The organism is Lacticaseibacillus salsurae (genome assembly GCF_045862175.1).
Classification (GTDB): domain Bacteria; phylum Bacillota; class Bacilli; order Lactobacillales; family Lactobacillaceae; genus Lacticaseibacillus; species Lacticaseibacillus salsurae.
The window spans coordinates 1-14,567 of sequence record NZ_BAAFZI010000053.1 but is presented as its reverse complement, the minus strand read 5'-3'; the positions used below and the strand labels follow the sequence as shown (position 1 = coordinate 14,567).

The window sequence follows — 14,567 nt, the reverse complement described above, 5'->3', positions numbered from 1 at the left end:
CTTGCTCAGTGTTTGTTTACGTGTGGCTTTGCTTTTCTTCGGTTCTTGTACTTGAGCTGCGGTTGCGCTCTGGTCGCTTTGATCCCCAGTGTGCTCTGGGACGAAGAAAACACTGGCATCCTCATTCAAGAAGGTACCTTGTTCAGAGTGGATCTCTTCTGAACGATTACCATACACATAACGTTGAAGTTGGGTAAGCTTCTCCAAAAGATCGGCGTTTTGTTCCTGTAATGCTTTAACTTGGTCACGTAGTTTGCTTAGCTCAGTTGTGTCGTTTGGCATCGCACTGCCACCATCCGTATTTGATGGTGTGAGTGTACCACTTAAAAACCTTATTGCCTAGCGCTTTTCACCTCTTTTTTTACTTGGACAAAATGGCCGGACACTCGCGTCTAAAGACCAGCCTGAAAGTAGCCGGGTCAGTTGCTTGGCATGTAGCTTTCTGACTTCATCTTGGGTTGTTGGCCACTGAATCCGACCATCTTCGATGCGCTTATACAAAAGCACAAAGCCGTCGCCGTCCCAGTAAAGGGCCTTGAACCGATCTTTACGGGTGCCGCAAAAAAGATATAAGGCGTGGTTGTATGGATTCAGCTCAAATTGCTCTTTCACGACATCGGCGAGGCCATCAATGCCGCGCCGCAAATCAGTTTTGCCACAAACCAAATAAATGCCACGAAGCTGGCGCATATCAATGAGCACGATCAAACACCGCCTTCATCAACGCGTCCAAAATGTAGCCTTGGATGTGGTTGTATACGATGACTGACTCATTGTCGGCCAACTTGATTTGAAGCGCCTTAGACGCCACTGCCGCTGAGCGAGCAGGGGTGTTGGGTTGATCGATCTTGATCTGGACGATATCGGGTTTATCTGCCATAAAAAATACCTCACCATAATTGATGAGGCTAGTGTACTGCGGGGAAACGGATTAGGAAATCCGTGCTGTTATCTCCTGCTTACGATCAAAATTCAAGTTGTTGGTGATTCCAGTGAAGTCGATGTCGATGGCGGCACCGATATCGATGGACCAGTCGATACCACTAAACCAGAATCTGAACACACCGCATTACCTGATACCAACAACTGGTGGTCAGGGTGGTTGCCAGGGTTAGGTAGTCCAGGCCCATGGCTGATGTGGCTTGGGTTTGCGCTGATGGGCTTTATGTTGGGGGTCCTTGTTGGGTATAAGTATTTGAGAGAAGGTGAACGTCGTGATTAGAAAACATTACGCTTGGATCGTCTTGTTGATGTTTGGACTGATTGCGGTGTTTCGTTCACCTGATCCAGTTTCGGCAGCGCCAACCTTTAATCCTTCGGCAGTAACCGCAACTTCAGTCGGGGATCCAGGGTGGGGTGGAACCAATGGCTATATGTCTTCAACACCCTCTGGACAAATATTAACCATGAACAACGGCGATACTCTCAGCTTGCCGTGGCTACACGCACGTCGTTTCTTGAATAACTATAGCGAATCAATTACGACAACATTGACAATCTGGAGACTGCAACCAGATGGAGAAAACGCCACACTTTGGCGCCAAAGACTGACTCAACAACGTGAATACAGCATCGGTGTATACGAGATTGGTGGCGAGTTCGATTTCATCCCGGATACTCCGGGCACTTACTATATCCAATTTTCATCGAATAGTAGGTGGAATACTGCTACGGAAGTCACAACCATTAACGTTTTGCCGATCACCACAGATATCAGTGTACTGGTGCACCGCCACGTACTACCATCCGAAAACTTCTCATATCCAGCGACTGCAACCGTAACCCCCGACGATTCGATCGATGCTGTTAACTGGCAGGTTCAAGGTGATCATGCGAACCTGATTTCCTTGAACAGTGGTACAGGCAGACAAACTTCCTTCAACGTAACTCGTCCGGAACCAATCGAGTTCCAGTCTGGTGTCGACTCATTATCCGCGGCTATTGGAGCTACTAGCAGAGATCAGAATGCTTCTGCGCCGGTAAATGTCCTTCAGTTGCCAGCAATCAATGCATCTCTGGCAAGCTTAACGGGTAATCAAATCGTCCATCAACTGCCTGAATTGGAAAAATTTGCTTCACAATTTCCAGATGGTACTACTTGGCAATATCAGTGGAAGCGGTACGAGACGCAAAGCAACAGCGGCGTAATCACCGTGGTTGGCTCTGGTACGATTATCAGTGAAGAGGGTGTGAGTGCGAGCGGCTCACCAACTGCACTGAATTCAGACACAACACAACTGGTCGTCAATAAACAAAGCACGCTGATGAAACGTGCAGTAAGAGCATCTGAAGCGGGGACGCCCTTGGCATTAACGCTGGAATTGACTGCGAACATTCCAAATGTTGGCGTGAAAAACTTTACCACCAACTACGCCGCTTTCAGTGTGATCCGCGGTGGCGGTGCTCTAGAGTTGACGCATGTTCCGGAAGATTGGCACACGCAGTACTCGTTTTCTGAGATCTATAATCATGTGGTTAAAGACAACGTGGATGGTGATGCCAACAACCAACTAACGGTATCGGATACTCGTGAATTGTTTGATTATGATCCAAATGTTGCTCGTTGGCATTTGTTCGTATCAGCAACGCCATTTTCAGATGGCACAAATACGTTGCCGTTTGTGGTTGACTTGATTTTAGGAAGAGACCATTCAAACGCAATTCGAGTGGGGGCGACGCCAATTGAAATAGCCACCGGTGGCAAGAATAAAACCGATGAACCAGTCAACTATGATCGGGAAGCGCACACCCGCGTGACGTCAGAATATAAATCTGATGATCAAATCGTGGCTGGCACGTATTCAAGCACGTTGAACTGGAATTTAACCACAGATATTCAGCCAGAAGCTTTGAACTAAATTCCTCAGGGTAATCAAGAACTGCAGCCAAATCTCGCTGCAGTTTTTAATTTGCCCAAGATGTGCGCACAAAAAAATCCCGCCACCTACTCAGGCGACGGGACCAATTCAATTAATTTTGTTGTTTTTGTTGTTTCGTGGTGGCGGCAAGCACTTGCCCAACAGCTGGGATCTGGCCTAGTGAATCAATGGCAGTGGAAGGCAACACCACAGTATTAGCTTCACCTTTGGCTAAGGATTCTAAGGCTTCAACGTTTTTGTACTTTAAGTACATGTCGCCGTTGTTGGCCAAGCCTTCATTGATGGAGTTGATTTGATCTTTCACCGCGTCGGCGATCAAGCGTTGAGATTCAGCGTGACCTTGGGCTTGTAAGATCTGGGTTTGACGGTTGGCTTCGGCTTCAAGGATCGCGGCTTGCTTTTCCCCTTCGGCTTTGGCGATGGCCGCTTGTTTGTGACCTTCCGCTTCCATAATATTGGCTTCTTTTTCACGGCTGGCGCGCAGCAGTTTGTTCATGGAATCTTGAATGGTGGTGTCGACTTTGATCGAGTCGATGTTCACGCGGTCGACGTTCAACCCATAACCGGCAGTGGTTTCAGCGATTTGGGTGAATAAGGTTTGGTTGATGGTTTCAGTGCCATTCAACACATCGTTTAAGTCCATGTTCCCGATGATACCCCGCAAGTTCGCGCGAGTATCTTGGACCATGGACAAGACAGAATCTTTGTTTTGGTAAACATAAGCGTTGACGTCGGTGATGTGATACTTCAAAGTTTCGGAAATACGCACCACCACGTTATCTTTGGTGATGACTTCTTGTTCGTCGACTTTCAGCGGAATCTGCTTCATGTTGACGATTTCCGTGATGCGATAAATGATCGGCGGTACCACATGAAACCCTGGTTGCAAGGTTTGGACATATTTCCCTAACCGTTCCACGATGCCAACTTCCCCAGTATGGATGATCGCGACGCTCGTGAATAACACCACCGCAATGATCAAAATAACTATCACGGCGATAACGCCGAATACGATCGATAAAATCATAGTGACTCCTCCTTAAAAATCTAGCTCTGACCCCAATTTGCGCACCGATAAGCCGGACCGATCCGCAGCCACAACCACCACTTGATCGCCAGGCTTGGCGACGCCGACAACGCGGTAGTGGTAGAAGATCCCATACAATTGAATCTCGCCAGAATCTTGCGTCGGCAAGGTAAAGACGGTTTTGATCAAACGGTCATCTAACATACTCCCACTCCTTTTGCTTCCGCTTTCATCTTACGGTAATTCAATTGATATAGCAATTCTAGCTTCAAAACGCATGTGAACATCAGCCCAAAGTCCTATTTTGATCCATGTGACAAAACTGACACCTGGTGGCCTCGACCCAAGCTGATGCGGTATAATATCAGGCATGCAAGGAGGTGACAGCATGCGTGCCAAACGCCCAATTTATGCAGATACATATGATCGCCGCCGCAAAATTCTGATCACAGTCGCCTTGGTGGTCGCCTTGATCGCCGCGATCGGCGGGACTTGGTGGTGGCTTCACAAAAATCCGCGGCCTAGTGTGGCCAAATACCCGCTGCTTGGCGTGCGCATGAGCCAAGCTGACGGGGTGATCGACCCAGAAGCCCTGAAAGCTGGTGGGGTCAGCTTCGTGTATCTCAAAGCCACGCAAGGTGCCAGCTTTGTGGATGACGATTTTGCCACCAACGTGTCGCGCGCCGGCAGCTTGAAAGTCGGGGCGTATCACTACTTTAGCTTTGATTCCACCCCGCAAGCTCAAGCGGAAAACTTCATTAAACATGTGTGGGATCCAGGCGAGTTGCCGATCGGCATTTATGTGACCTATTACGGCAATTATGCCAGCGACCCGCCGAAAGTCGCAACAGTTGCCGCAAAGCTCACAACATTGATCAACTTGCTACAAGCGCATTATCAACAAGGCGTGATCGTGATGGGCACCCCACAAACCTTAGCCACCATCAAAACCGTAGCGCCAAACGTGCCGCGATATGTGATGGGCGCAAAGCGTCCGGATATTGGCAGTTTTTGGGAATACGCCAATGCCAAATTGCCCAATGGCGGCACGGATCAAACTTTTGATTGTGTCGTTTACACCAAAGGCGATACCTTACCATAAAAGTCATCAAACATAGGAAAACCGTTGATTTTCACAAAGTCAGCGGTTTTTTAGTGGACGTTGAAAAATTTTTCAACGACAAGATATTTCCAGCCGTTTTCGCGTATTTATTAAGTGTGGGGGAAAATATTATTTCTGCGACGATCAGTGGCATCGGGGGAAAAAATATGGAACAATGGAAAGCATCTAAGTGGGCATTGTGGCTCATTGTCGCTGTGGCATTAGGTGGGCTGGGCACGTGGATCTTCGGGCATTATACGATCGGTGGGTTGGCGCAGTTGATCGGCATCGGCATTTCCGGCGGCGTGATGGGCGTGGTGTCGATGATCCGCAGCGAAACGATCCGCTGGCAGGATTCGCACATGCGCCGCGTCGACAACACCGCCAAGACGATTACATTTTACAATGAAAATGTCCGCGACTTAGTGATCTCATTCATGCGCGACTTTGAAAAGTTCTTAAATACCTTGTCAGAAGCTCAAAAAGCTGATCCGCAGCAAAGTCAACTGTCATTTAATGCGGAAGTGACTGTTGCGTTTCAGTTGCGAATGGCAACGATTTTGCACCGCATCGATCAATTGGCATGGCTGATGCGACAAAGTGGGTATTTACAGCGAGAAGAAGTCATCATGACGATTTATTCTGAGCTATCTCGCTTCTTGTTGTCACCAGTGTATTTTCCTATGGTCCAAAGCATGCAGCGCTCCTCGTCTTTGAGAAATGTAGACTATTTAATCGCGAAATTACGGGAGGTTCAAGAACATGAGCAATGAACAACGTGAATTTGTGGCGTTCTTTAAGGCCCACTTTCCACAGTATCCGGACGTGATCGATTTGATCAGCGCTCCTGTAGAGCAACAAGGAACGATGTTGCTGGCCCAAATGAATGCCGCGCTTGAAGCAGAAGGATTGGCACCAGTCGACAAGATCTTGACGCCGGAAGAAGCCGAAGCGCAATTTCAAGCCACGATTCAGCCGAAACACCCACGCTTGAACCGTTTCCGCCGGGCTTGGGCGATCTTATGGGGGAAAGAAGGCTAAGCACCTTACAAAACCGTTCGCGCATGGCCGGCTAAGACCTGCGATAATAATGGTGAGGTGAAAGTAGATGAGAAAGTTTTTGATTGGGTTCGTCTTACTGGTGGTGCTGGTTTTTGGCGGCTTGAAGCTGTATGAGATCACCTATTACGGCGGGGTGTCGTACTACACCAAAGTCACCACCATCGGCACGAAGATCGCGCCGCAAGATGACGCTGGCAACGTGTATATCGACTATCGCTACGACCAACCTGGCTATGACGACCAAGGCCAAGCCCAAAGCCTAGTATTCAACGCTAACAAAGCGCGCCCACTACGCATCGGAGCGTATTTGAAAGTCACCTACAACACCAAAAAAGGCGTCACCTCCTGGCAGTCCGTGCCCAAAGCTGACGTGCCTAAGCCTGCCATCCAAAAACTTGAGTCAAGTCGCTGATCTGGCGGCTTTTTTACTATCATAAAATTGAAAAAAATGGTTCTGCCTTCGATTGCAAATTTATAAAGGGAAGGGGAAATAATATTATTCCTGCCAAGTATCCCAGTATTGGCGGGCAAAACATGAGAAAATGGGGTATCGAGGATTGGACGCTGATCGTTTTACTAGCGGTAACGTTGGGATTTGTTGGTGCTTGGTACTTTGGACGGGAGCAACAACAAAGTTTTTCACAGCTGGTAGGTATCGCGATTTCTGGTACGACGCTGGCATTGTTCACTGCGTTTCGAAGTGAGACGATTCGCTGGCAAGATAGTCATATGCGCCGAATCGATAATTCGGACAAGGTAATTGATTTCTACAACCAACAAGTACGGAAACTTGTCATCAAATTTATGCTGGCGTTTGATCAGATCATGACGACGCATCCCGATCTGGAAGATCAGACCGAATTCGAGCTAACCACCGCTAGTCGTTTGGGTCTAGCTAAGATCCTGCATTTAATTGATAAGATCGCCTGGTTGATTGCACAAAATGGGTATCTCGAAAAAGCAGACGTGCTTTCAGCAATTACCTCTGAGTTGTCACGCTTGTTAGCAAGTAAGAAATATCAACGGATCATAGAGCAGACTTTGGAAACATCATCATTAGCTTATGTTGGACAGTTGATCGTAAAATTGAAAGGAGCTCGGTCCCATGATCATGCCAAATGAATCCAACGAGACTTTTGAAACGGTTTGGCCAGATTTCCAAGAGTATGTTGCGATGACTCAAGCCGAACGTTATGCCTACACGTTGGCGGTTCTCAACCATGACCGAGCGTTGATCGGCGCACCACCATTGGACCATATTCCCACTGATGAGGAGCTGGCGCGATCTCGCGCCGAGCGTGAACAAGCGTACCTGAAAAAACACAATTCTTGGCGAGCACGCTTGAATCGTTTCTTCGATCGCGTTCTCAGTGCTTCATATTAATTTTCGCCTCCACACAACAAAACAGCCGCGACCCAATTTTCGGGTCGCGGCTGATTTTAGATCTTGGTATAAAGCCCATGAAAGTCGTAGCTCATGTCGACTTTCAAGCCTTGATAATTGTTGGTGAATTGCCAAGTGCCGACGTTGTTGATGCCAGGTTGCGACACACCCCAACTGGCGATCCACATGTTCTTGGCGATCAAGCTGGCAGGCTTCAAATAACCGGCCTTGACCCAGCTAGCCGAGGTGTAAAAGTCCACCTTACCAAACCCCGCGGCTTTAACGGTGCTTAAAAACGTGTTGGTCAAGTCTGTCAGCAGGCTTTTCGGCAAGTCCGCCGCTTCCACGTCATCAGCTAACACCGACGTGCCATTCAACCCAACTGCCTTGGCGACTTTGACAAAGTACTGCGCTTCGGCTTTTGCTTGGGCAGCAGTTTTGTAGCGGGCAAAGTGGTAGCCATGCGCATGCATGCCAGCGTTCCACGCCGCGCGGATCTGCGCTTTGGCCTTGGGGTTGGTGTAATTGGTACCTTCTGTCAGCTTGACAATCACGGCTTTGACGCCGAGTTTGGCCAATGAATTGAAAAAGCTTTGCGTGTCTGGATTCCAGCTGGACACATCAGCGACTAACGGTGTCGACATACGCAAGCGCCTCCTTGATCGAGTCAGTGAGTTGGGTCATCGATTGCGTCATGGTTTCCAGTCGCTTATCGATTTTCGTCAGTAGAATGACGGCAATCAAGCCGCCAATGGCTTGATCGAGCATACTGGTGATCAGTTGATCCATGCGATCACTTCCTTATCATACCCCTAAACCCTCGCCATCATTGGCCGCCACCACCCGCTGCGGTTATGGCTTGTAAGCGGTGGAAATGGTTTGAATGACTTGAGCTTCAACTGGGTCGACATACAGCGCGTCGCCTGCCGCATCCACAAAGCTGCCTAAACTAGGCAACAGTTGTAGTGCCTGCAAGGCTTGGTCTTCAGAAACGGATTTATTCAAGTTGTTCACCCGAAACGTTTGCTTCACGCCAGCGCCATTGTTATACACTAAAACAACCAGATAGTTCGTCATGCGAATTTACCTCCTATTCAGCCAGCTCGATTTCTTCAACGCGGGTAATGGTCGGCTTTTGCAAGGTGAGTTGCTCAAAGCTATTCACCAAGTTTGCCACCCCAAGCACCGCGTCGTCAGAAATCTGTGGATCGATGTTGCGGTAAGAGCGCCGCTTCGTCTTGTTTTGTTCATCAGTCAATAAAATGTTGATGGACGTGGATTTTACAGAACGTGCCATATGATACTCCTCCTTAAAATCGCTTCGAAAAAAGGTTACGTTGTCGTCCGGCCAGACACTACCTAAATGGCAGCCGATGCGATTTTGTCAATCACGGCAAACAAACTTTCTTAAACTTGCACAAAAAAAGCCTTCCAAGTGGCTATACTGCAAGTATGGTGTCAAACGTCCGAGTGACACCTAGGCCGTTGGGTGACGGCCGCTGAATGGACGGGTTCCTTTCACACGGATCTGTGGCTGCTCTCCCCAGCAGCCGCAGGTCTTTTTTTAGGTAGCGCAACTGCGCGGGATCAAAAAAGCCCGCCGATTTCTCGACGAGCTTCCATGTTACTTCGCTGCAGTATTTTCTTTGTCTTTCTTGCCGTAATACCCGTAGTAGCCATAGTAACCGTAATAACCATTGGCTTCTTCCGGCACGCGGTTTTGCACGACGCCGATGATGTTGGCATCCACTTGTTCCAACATGCCTTTGCCAGCAAGCACGGCGCCTTTTTGCGCGATCCCATAAGGCACGACCAAGATCGTTGCGTCGACTTTGGATGCTAAGATCTGCGCATCAGTCACAGAACCCAACGGTGGCACATCGAAGATCACCATGTCGAAGTTCTTGGCTAACGTGTTGATCAAGCGTTCCATGCGCTTGGAACTCAACAATTCAGAAGGGTTCGGCGGTACTGGGCCAGTTGGTAACACCGACAAGTGCTCGATGCTGGTCGGCACGATGTAATCCGCCAGATCCAGATCTTCTTTGGTCGTCAACAAGTTGACCAAACCGCGTTCGTTAAGCAAAGAGAAGGTGGCATGTACCGTTGGCCGGCGAGTGTCGGCGTCTACCAAGAGCGTCCGCAAACCTTGGTTGGCAAAAGTGACGGCAACATTACCAGAAACTGTCGACTTACCTTCAGAAGGACCGCTTGAGGTGAACACCAAGGTTTTGATTTGGTGATCAGCATCAGAGTATTGAATATTGGTCCGCAACGTCCGAAATTGTTCAGAGATATGCGACTTTGGCGCATAAGCGGTGATCAAGCCAACGCCTTTATGCATGGAGACGTCTTCAAGGGCTTTTTGATGTTTTTTACCGAATCCAAACATTAGCGTTCACCTCCAGTGCGGGTGCGCCGGCCACCATTGCTGTGAGCCGAGCGGGTTTGACCGAACTTCATATCGCGAGCATCGATGTTGTAAACCGTGCCCAGCAAAGGCAAGCCCAGCGTTTCCGTGATGAAGTCTGGCGCTTTGACGGTTTTGTCAGTGAGTTCACGAATGAAGGCCAACAGAATGCCAATGACCAAACCGGCGAGTAAGCCAACCGCCAAGTTGATCGCTTTGCGTGGCGAAACGGGACTAGTTTGTAACTTCGCGTCAGAAATAATGGACACGTTCTTGGCGTTAGACATGATCTTGGTGATCTTTTGCTTGAAGACTTGGGTCACTGAATTGGCGATATCGCGCGCAACATATGGGCTAGTGGCTTCAGCAGTGACGTTGACCACTTGAGAATTTTCATTGTTGGAAATCGTCAAGGCACCCTTCAAGTCGCCAGCATTGCCAGAGAAGCGGCCAGACTTGTTTAAGTCCTTGGCTGCTGTATCCAAAATAACCGGTTCGGTAATAATGTCTTTATATGTATTGATCATTTGCAAGTCGGTTTGCACCGCGTTGTATTGCGCCGCCACGTTGGTGTTGTCTTTTTGATTGACTAAGATCAACGCGCTGGATTGGTACTTAGGTGTCATCACGAAATAGGTGATCCCAGCAGAAACCAGCAACCCAGCGAATGCGAAGATGATGATCATGATGATATGTTTCCTCAGCGTGTTGAAAACTTGGCCAAGGCTGATTACGTCGTCCTCCATTGAGCCCTCCTAAGGTTATATGTATCGAGTATGGTTAAAACTATTCAATTCTACCATATTTCGAGGTGGTTACTAGTCTTCAAGTGAATAAAATTGCATGACAAATGAGCTTGTTTCTGAAACATAAGAGACGGATATTGATGAATCGTTCAGAGGGTATTGAAAGGTTGGTGGGGTGAAGTTGCAGAACGACGGATTTCAAGACCGGAAGCAGTATTCGTGATTTGATTCAGTACGAAATCTGTAAGCGGTGTACAGTCTGAAAATTAATTTCGTTGATTTATCGACAGGTGGCCGAAATCGATCCTATGTTTGGGTGCCGTTCTGATTCAAAATAAGTTTATCAAAACCTATTTATCAGGAGGCAAGCTTATGGAATTACTGAAAGGCAACAAACTCATTTCTTTGGACGATATTCCCTACGTCGAGCTCCAAGATTTCTCTGATCGAGAGATTGCGTTTGTGGTGGGCATCGATCATGCGGGGATGCATTCGTTATGTGTGACTGAATCAGGAACCTTGCTCGTTAGTCGGCGCAAACCTGCAAGTCTGTGTCACCAACTTGAGCGTAACTGGCAATTGTACTTGCTGGGAACGCGTATTGAAACGGTAAAAGCCTGGCAAGAAATTTTAAAGCACGCCACCGACGCAGTGAAACCAAGCTTGGCACAGTTTCCTTCGCCGTTACGAGTGGCGACGTGCGGCACGCGTAGTTTCTGGTCACCGAATCCCACTAATGAAGCAGGACTGTGGTTCTTCACACCAACTTGCCAACACATTCAAGTCGAAGGTGATCAAGTTGAATTTACTACCAAGTATCGCGGTCATACCACACACTGGGCGGCACGAATTGGAGCTGGCGTACCATTGCCAGTATCGCAAGCACGCGTTGATTTGTTGCACGAATTTGTGGATCGCAAAGCGGAAGCAACGCAACGCTTTGCTTTAACTTTGATCGGTCAGCTCTTATTTGATCAAGGCATTCACTTGAAGCAGTACCCACGCGCACAAACCACACCCCAGTTTCCGCTGTCGAAATGGTTCTTCGAACATGATCGGGATTTGGTGATGACGTTGATCTTCGGCCGCTCAGGCGAAGAATCGGGAGATTTCATTCAGATGTTGTACGATGCCCAAGTCAAAAAAGACGAAAAACGCCGTAAAAAATAAGTTTGTGTAAATGCTTTTGAGCGTGAATGGCATCATGACGAGGCTCATACGACTTGAAGGCTTTATGAAACCGTCCAGTTATTGCCTGAACAATGCGTGCTATCAGGCTTCAAAGCATTTACATGACACCCCATAATTTCCTGTATTATCCTGACCAACATAGTCAGATTGGGGGAATTGGGATGACAGACGGATTCGAGTTACTAGCTCAGAATATGAAAATCGTGTACAAAGCCTTAGCTCGTGCACACATTAGACAAGGGGATATGGATTACGACGATTGGCTGAGCTTTGCGCGCTTGCAGTATATTTACCACTTTGAGCGGCGTAAAGACTTATCCGATGTTGCCTTTAATAGGGGCGTTGGTCGGCTTATTTATTTGGATATTGAAAAGCAGCGCGGGTCGATTGTCAAAGACCTGCGGCGGGCGACCCGAGTGAATACGGAAGCTTCAACGGATACTGACACGGATATCACAGAGTTGGAAGTTCGTGAGACGATCACAGAAGCGTTGAGCTTAATGACAAGTCTCCAACGGCAGATCTTCATCATGATGGTAGATGAGGAACTCAAGCAAACACAAATCGCACGGCAACTTGGCATCTCCAGGCAAGCAGTAAATGCCCAAGTGACCAAGATCAGGAAAATTATGGTGAAGGTGTTGGGGCGGGAGTAACAAGGGGGTTACTCTCATTACGATCGATATTTAAGGAAGTGAAAGTTAATGGCAGACATTGATAAGAAAACACAAGCGTTCATTGATCAAGTACTGCATCGTGCAGGGGTGTTGAAGACTGACGGGAATGCCAATGAGCTTCGCTGATATGCGATCAAACGATATCGGCGCATGAAGGAACGTAAGTCAGTACGAACTCACGAGCAAGTGCTTTGAGTTCTTCATAGTTCATGTGTTGCTCCCTTTCTGCCCTAACGCCATTTGTAACGCGGGACGATCGCGATCAGGCAACAAAAATAAGCCTTTTAACGCCATGCCTGGGGCCAGATTTTGAGTAAAAGAAAACACCCGTCAATTGGCGAGTGCTAAATACTAGTTGTGTTGACGCGTTCGATGCGTGCGCCCTTGGGAACCATACCGCTAATTCGATATGTTGCCCCAAGTGCATCTGGTGGAAGAGTTCCAACTCCAAGAAGGGTATGTTGCACGCCATCAACAAGAATTTTCTGACCAATCTTGAGATTAAGAGAGGCATCAAGATCAACAAGTGAATCCCTTTGCAAACTAATTACTTTGTTGGCAATCAAGTGCATCTAAATCCCTCCCATACTTTGTCAGATTGTGTTTAGTCAGTGCTACTTCCGATATACTCAAGTTTAACTTCTTGGCGTTAGTAAATAAATAGTTTCGCGCCTCAATTTTGCATATTAACATGCTGCGATCAGCCCCGTCATTTCGACGGTCAAGATACTGTTGCGCGTGAAAAAACTCTTCATAGATTGAGGCTCTGCCAGGAGCCTGGCTCAGGGTTATCGTATCAGCATTATACGTTATCGCCTCGACGCCCTTGTCGTGTAAATACTGGTCTATCTCATCGTGTTGGTCGACTGATTTATTGGATATTGAAAAGCAGCGTGGATCGGTCGTTAAGACTTGCAGCGGGCGACTAGAGTGAATGCGGAAGCTTCAACTGACATTGATTCGGATATTACCAAGTTGGAAGTCCGCGAAACTATCACCGAAGCGCTGAGTTCAATGACGGCTCTTCAACGACAAATTTTCACCTTGATGAGAGATGACGAAATGAAGCACGCGCAGATTTCGCGGCAACTGGGGGTTTCAAGTCTAGTGGTGAACGCTCAGGTGATCAAGATTGGACAGATTATGGTGAAGGTGTTGGGGGAACTAGTAAAGGCACGTGTGCTCTCATTACGATCAATATTTAAGGAAGTGAAAGCTAGTGGCAAACGTTGATAAGAAAGCACAAGCGTTGATTGACCAAGTACTGCATCGTGCAGGGGTGTTGAAGACGGACGGTGATGCCAATGAGTTGCGACGATATGCGATCAAACGATATCGGCGCATGAATGAACGTAAGTCGGTACGAACTAACGACCAGTTGTTGGAAGAACTCACCAAGGCAGTTCGACAGCATCGTTATCGGGGCTGGCCGTATCAGCGTGAAGAATCATTGACATCAGGTCAACAACAAGCTGGTCGTTATCCTTGGTTGGAAACCAAGCCGACTCGAAATCATGAGTTAGCGCATATGGTGCAATTGAGTCCTAAAGAACGTGAAGTGATGTACCTGTTAGTGGTCGCTGGACGTTCAACAGAAGAAATCGTTGCGGAGCTTGGTGTGAGCAAGGATTGGGTTGCAGTGACGATCAATAAAATCAAGCATATTTACGGGCAAGTGCGATGAATGGCGATAAGGAGGACAAGAACCATGAAATCTGAAGTAAAGATTGATGATGAAGTGGTCAGCCGTGTCTTGCTGGAGTTCAATGTGTCCCGAAATGATGCCGATTTCGATGAGTTATCGGCGTATCTAAAATTACGTTACTTGCATTATCAGCGCGTGGCGGTCATCAAAGAGATGTCGCAAGTTGAGTTTGATCGGGGGATTCTGGTCGCGCTGAAATCAGACCTAGGCGAATATTTTACGTCGAAGTTTGCTCTAAGAACAGAAGAAGATGCAATGTAAGCAGGAGATAACAGCACGGATTCCCTAATCAAATTTCCAGCGGTACACTGACCTCATCAATTATGGTGAGGTATTTTTTATGTCAGATAAACCCGATATCGTCCAAATCAAGATGGATCAACC

At 47.8% G+C, this 14,567-nt stretch carries 25 protein-coding genes; 13 read left to right on the top strand and 12 right to left on the bottom strand.

The window, feature by feature from the left end:
• From ACKTSG_RS11760 to ACKTSG_RS11750, 3 genes are all read right to left on the bottom strand, one after another.
• Positions 1 to 282: IS66 family transposase (locus tag ACKTSG_RS11760; RefSeq protein WP_407894993.1), on the bottom strand; the 282-nt coding region annotated here is incomplete at its 3' end.
• A 57-nt stretch (positions 283 to 339) separates the two neighbouring features.
• Positions 340 to 702 (bottom strand): IS66 family insertion sequence element accessory protein TnpB, encoded by a 363-nt coding sequence (gene tnpB, locus ACKTSG_RS11755; protein ID WP_123022984.1) that lies wholly within the window; start codon positions 700 to 702, stop codon positions 340 to 342.
• Positions 692 to 880 carry a hypothetical protein gene (locus ACKTSG_RS11750; RefSeq protein WP_054717337.1) on the bottom strand — a complete coding sequence of 63 codons (189 nt, stop codon included), beginning with the start codon at positions 878 to 880 and terminating at the stop codon, positions 692 to 694. Before ACKTSG_RS11750 ends, tnpB begins: the two co-directional genes overlap by 11 nt.
• Between ACKTSG_RS11750 and ACKTSG_RS11745 the strand changes: the two genes are divergently transcribed.
• Entirely contained in the window at positions 839 to 1,222 is a 384-nt protein-coding gene (locus ACKTSG_RS11745; RefSeq protein ID WP_407894991.1) for a hypothetical protein, read from the top strand. The genes ACKTSG_RS11750 and ACKTSG_RS11745 overlap by 42 nt on opposite strands.
• Complete coding sequence (locus ACKTSG_RS11740; protein ID WP_407894990.1) at positions 1,215 to 2,858, top strand: hypothetical protein; 1,644 nt, start codon at positions 1,215 to 1,217, stop codon at positions 2,856 to 2,858. Before ACKTSG_RS11745 ends, ACKTSG_RS11740 begins: the two co-directional genes overlap by 8 nt.
• Before the next feature lie 112 nt (positions 2,859 to 2,970).
• Here ACKTSG_RS11740 and ACKTSG_RS11735 read toward each other — a convergent pair whose 3' ends face one another.
• Together ACKTSG_RS11735 and ACKTSG_RS11730 are read right to left on the bottom strand one after the other, a co-directional pair.
• Entirely contained in the window at positions 2,971 to 3,906 is a 936-nt protein-coding gene (locus ACKTSG_RS11735; RefSeq protein WP_407894989.1) for an SPFH domain-containing protein, read from the bottom strand.
• A 12-nt stretch (positions 3,907 to 3,918) separates the two neighbouring features.
• A complete protein-coding gene (locus ACKTSG_RS11730) occupies positions 3,919 to 4,110 on the bottom strand; it encodes a hypothetical protein (RefSeq protein WP_407894987.1) in 192 nt (63 codons plus the stop codon).
• 184 nt (positions 4,111 to 4,294) lie between these two features.
• Between ACKTSG_RS11730 and ACKTSG_RS11725 the strand changes: the two genes are divergently transcribed.
• From ACKTSG_RS11725 to ACKTSG_RS11700, 6 genes are all read left to right on the top strand, one after another.
• Positions 4,295 to 5,008 (top strand): GH25 family lysozyme, encoded by a 714-nt coding sequence (locus tag ACKTSG_RS11725; RefSeq protein ID WP_407894985.1) that lies wholly within the window; start codon positions 4,295 to 4,297, stop codon positions 5,006 to 5,008.
• Positions 5,009 to 5,175: 167 nt separating this feature from the next.
• Positions 5,176 to 5,781, top strand: a complete 606-nt coding sequence (locus tag ACKTSG_RS11720) for a hypothetical protein (protein WP_407894983.1) — start codon at positions 5,176 to 5,178, stop codon at positions 5,779 to 5,781.
• Positions 5,771 to 6,049, top strand: a complete 279-nt coding sequence (locus ACKTSG_RS11715; RefSeq protein ID WP_407894981.1) for a hypothetical protein — start codon at positions 5,771 to 5,773, stop codon at positions 6,047 to 6,049. The genes ACKTSG_RS11720 and ACKTSG_RS11715 overlap by 11 nt, the downstream gene beginning before the upstream one ends.
• A gap of 67 nt (positions 6,050 to 6,116) precedes the next feature.
• Positions 6,117 to 6,482, top strand: a complete 366-nt coding sequence (locus ACKTSG_RS11710; RefSeq protein WP_407894979.1) for a YxeA family protein — start codon at positions 6,117 to 6,119, stop codon at positions 6,480 to 6,482.
• A 122-nt stretch (positions 6,483 to 6,604) separates the two neighbouring features.
• Positions 6,605 to 7,192, top strand: a complete 588-nt coding sequence (locus ACKTSG_RS11705; protein ID WP_407894977.1) for a hypothetical protein — start codon at positions 6,605 to 6,607, stop codon at positions 7,190 to 7,192.
• Positions 7,176 to 7,454, top strand: coding sequence for a hypothetical protein (locus ACKTSG_RS11700; RefSeq protein ID WP_407894975.1), 279 nt, complete (start codon positions 7,176 to 7,178; stop codon positions 7,452 to 7,454). Before ACKTSG_RS11705 ends, ACKTSG_RS11700 begins: the two co-directional genes overlap by 17 nt.
• Positions 7,455 to 7,510: 56 nt before the next feature.
• Here the strand turns inward: ACKTSG_RS11700 and ACKTSG_RS11695 are convergent, their stop codons facing one another.
• The 6 genes from ACKTSG_RS11695 to ACKTSG_RS11670 form a co-directional block, all read right to left on the bottom strand.
• Positions 7,511 to 8,098 (bottom strand): GH25 family lysozyme, encoded by a 588-nt coding sequence (locus tag ACKTSG_RS11695; RefSeq protein ID WP_407894973.1) that lies wholly within the window; start codon positions 8,096 to 8,098, stop codon positions 7,511 to 7,513.
• Positions 8,076 to 8,243 carry a YvrJ family protein gene (locus tag ACKTSG_RS11690; protein WP_407894971.1) on the bottom strand — a complete coding sequence of 56 codons (168 nt, stop codon included), beginning with the start codon at positions 8,241 to 8,243 and terminating at the stop codon, positions 8,076 to 8,078. The genes ACKTSG_RS11695 and ACKTSG_RS11690 overlap by 23 nt, the downstream gene beginning before the upstream one ends.
• Before the next feature lie 63 nt (positions 8,244 to 8,306).
• The gene (locus tag ACKTSG_RS11685) at positions 8,307 to 8,531 is read right to left on the bottom strand and encodes a DUF2922 family protein (RefSeq protein ID WP_407894969.1); all 225 of its coding nucleotides are present in this window, start codon (positions 8,529 to 8,531) and stop codon (positions 8,307 to 8,309) included.
• Between the two features lie 13 nt (positions 8,532 to 8,544).
• Entirely contained in the window at positions 8,545 to 8,751 is a 207-nt protein-coding gene (locus tag ACKTSG_RS11680; RefSeq protein ID WP_407894967.1) for a DUF1659 domain-containing protein, read from the bottom strand.
• Positions 8,752 to 9,078: 327 nt separating this feature from the next.
• Complete coding sequence (locus ACKTSG_RS11675; protein WP_407894965.1) at positions 9,079 to 9,846, bottom strand: CpsD/CapB family tyrosine-protein kinase; 768 nt, start codon at positions 9,844 to 9,846, stop codon at positions 9,079 to 9,081.
• Positions 9,846 to 10,610 carry a YveK family protein gene (locus tag ACKTSG_RS11670; RefSeq protein WP_407894963.1) on the bottom strand — a complete coding sequence of 255 codons (765 nt, stop codon included), beginning with the start codon at positions 10,608 to 10,610 and terminating at the stop codon, positions 9,846 to 9,848. The genes ACKTSG_RS11675 and ACKTSG_RS11670 overlap by 1 nt, the downstream gene beginning before the upstream one ends.
• Before the next feature lie 372 nt (positions 10,611 to 10,982).
• Between ACKTSG_RS11670 and ACKTSG_RS11665 the strand changes: the two genes are divergently transcribed.
• Complete coding sequence (locus ACKTSG_RS11665; RefSeq protein WP_407894961.1) at positions 10,983 to 11,780, top strand: hypothetical protein; 798 nt, start codon at positions 10,983 to 10,985, stop codon at positions 11,778 to 11,780.
• A gap of 182 nt (positions 11,781 to 11,962) precedes the next feature.
• Positions 11,963 to 12,457 (top strand): RNA polymerase sigma factor, encoded by a 495-nt coding sequence (locus ACKTSG_RS11660; RefSeq protein WP_407894959.1) that lies wholly within the window; start codon positions 11,963 to 11,965, stop codon positions 12,455 to 12,457.
• Between the two features lie 365 nt (positions 12,458 to 12,822).
• Here the strand turns inward: ACKTSG_RS11660 and ACKTSG_RS11655 are convergent, their stop codons facing one another.
• On the bottom strand, positions 12,823 to 13,050 hold the full coding sequence (locus ACKTSG_RS11655; RefSeq protein ID WP_407894957.1) for a hypothetical protein: 228 nt from the start codon (positions 13,048 to 13,050) through the stop codon (positions 12,823 to 12,825).
• A gap of 358 nt (positions 13,051 to 13,408) precedes the next feature.
• Here ACKTSG_RS11655 and ACKTSG_RS11650 point away from each other — a divergent pair, with 358 nt between their 5' ends.
• The 3 genes from ACKTSG_RS11650 to ACKTSG_RS11640 are packed head-to-tail and all read left to right on the top strand — an operon-like array spanning position 13,409 to position 14,444.
• Positions 13,409 to 13,711, top strand: coding sequence for an RNA polymerase sigma factor (locus ACKTSG_RS11650; protein WP_407894955.1), 303 nt, complete (start codon positions 13,409 to 13,411; stop codon positions 13,709 to 13,711).
• Positions 13,698 to 14,162: a response regulator transcription factor gene (locus ACKTSG_RS11645; RefSeq protein WP_407894953.1), complete on the top strand. Its 465-nt coding sequence runs from the start codon at positions 13,698 to 13,700 to the stop codon at positions 14,160 to 14,162. Before ACKTSG_RS11650 ends, ACKTSG_RS11645 begins: the two co-directional genes overlap by 14 nt.
• 24 nt (positions 14,163 to 14,186) lie before the next feature.
• On the top strand, positions 14,187 to 14,444 hold the full coding sequence (locus tag ACKTSG_RS11640) for a hypothetical protein (protein WP_407894951.1): 258 nt from the start codon (positions 14,187 to 14,189) through the stop codon (positions 14,442 to 14,444).
• Positions 14,445 to 14,567: the final 123 nt, after the last annotated feature.

What these genes read in the sequence shown, in the direction of transcription:
- ACKTSG_RS11670 (WP_407894963.1), bottom strand. Translation starts at nt 10,610, where the DNA reads ATGGAGGACGACGTAATCAGCCTTGGCCAAGTTTTCAACACGCTGAGG.
- ACKTSG_RS11700 (WP_407894975.1), top strand. Translation starts at nt 7,176, where the DNA reads ATGATCATGCCAAATGAATCCAACGAGACTTTTGAAACGGTTTGGCCA.
- ACKTSG_RS11705 (WP_407894977.1), top strand. Translation starts at nt 6,605, where the DNA reads ATGAGAAAATGGGGTATCGAGGATTGGACGCTGATCGTTTTACTAGCG.
- ACKTSG_RS11750 (WP_054717337.1), bottom strand. Translation starts at nt 880, where the DNA reads ATGGCAGATAAACCCGATATCGTCCAGATCAAGATCGATCAACCCAAC.
- ACKTSG_RS11690 (WP_407894971.1), bottom strand. Translation starts at nt 8,243, where the DNA reads ATGGATCAACTGATCACCAGTATGCTCGATCAAGCCATTGGCGGCTTG.
- ACKTSG_RS11655 (WP_407894957.1), bottom strand. Translation starts at nt 13,050, where the DNA reads ATGCACTTGATTGCCAACAAAGTAATTAGTTTGCAAAGGGATTCACTT.
- ACKTSG_RS11665 (WP_407894961.1), top strand. Translation starts at nt 10,983, where the DNA reads ATGGAATTACTGAAAGGCAACAAACTCATTTCTTTGGACGATATTCCC.
- ACKTSG_RS11715 (WP_407894981.1), top strand. Translation starts at nt 5,771, where the DNA reads ATGAGCAATGAACAACGTGAATTTGTGGCGTTCTTTAAGGCCCACTTT.
- ACKTSG_RS11695 (WP_407894973.1), bottom strand. Translation starts at nt 8,098, where the DNA reads ATGTCGACACCGTTAGTCGCTGATGTGTCCAGCTGGAATCCAGACACG.
- ACKTSG_RS11710 (WP_407894979.1), top strand. Translation starts at nt 6,117, where the DNA reads ATGAGAAAGTTTTTGATTGGGTTCGTCTTACTGGTGGTGCTGGTTTTT.
- ACKTSG_RS11685 (WP_407894969.1), bottom strand. Translation starts at nt 8,531, where the DNA reads ATGACGAACTATCTGGTTGTTTTAGTGTATAACAATGGCGCTGGCGTG.
- ACKTSG_RS11725 (WP_407894985.1), top strand. Translation starts at nt 4,295, where the DNA reads ATGCGTGCCAAACGCCCAATTTATGCAGATACATATGATCGCCGCCGC.
- ACKTSG_RS11730 (WP_407894987.1), bottom strand. Translation starts at nt 4,110, where the DNA reads ATGTTAGATGACCGTTTGATCAAAACCGTCTTTACCTTGCCGACGCAA.
- ACKTSG_RS11680 (WP_407894967.1), bottom strand. Translation starts at nt 8,751, where the DNA reads ATGGCACGTTCTGTAAAATCCACGTCCATCAACATTTTATTGACTGAT.
- ACKTSG_RS11640 (WP_407894951.1), top strand. Translation starts at nt 14,187, where the DNA reads ATGAAATCTGAAGTAAAGATTGATGATGAAGTGGTCAGCCGTGTCTTG.
- ACKTSG_RS11735 (WP_407894989.1), bottom strand. Translation starts at nt 3,906, where the DNA reads ATGATTTTATCGATCGTATTCGGCGTTATCGCCGTGATAGTTATTTTG.
- ACKTSG_RS11675 (WP_407894965.1), bottom strand. Translation starts at nt 9,846, where the DNA reads ATGTTTGGATTCGGTAAAAAACATCAAAAAGCCCTTGAAGACGTCTCC.
- ACKTSG_RS11660 (WP_407894959.1), top strand. Translation starts at nt 11,963, where the DNA reads ATGACAGACGGATTCGAGTTACTAGCTCAGAATATGAAAATCGTGTAC.
- ACKTSG_RS11720 (WP_407894983.1), top strand. Translation starts at nt 5,176, where the DNA reads ATGGAACAATGGAAAGCATCTAAGTGGGCATTGTGGCTCATTGTCGCT.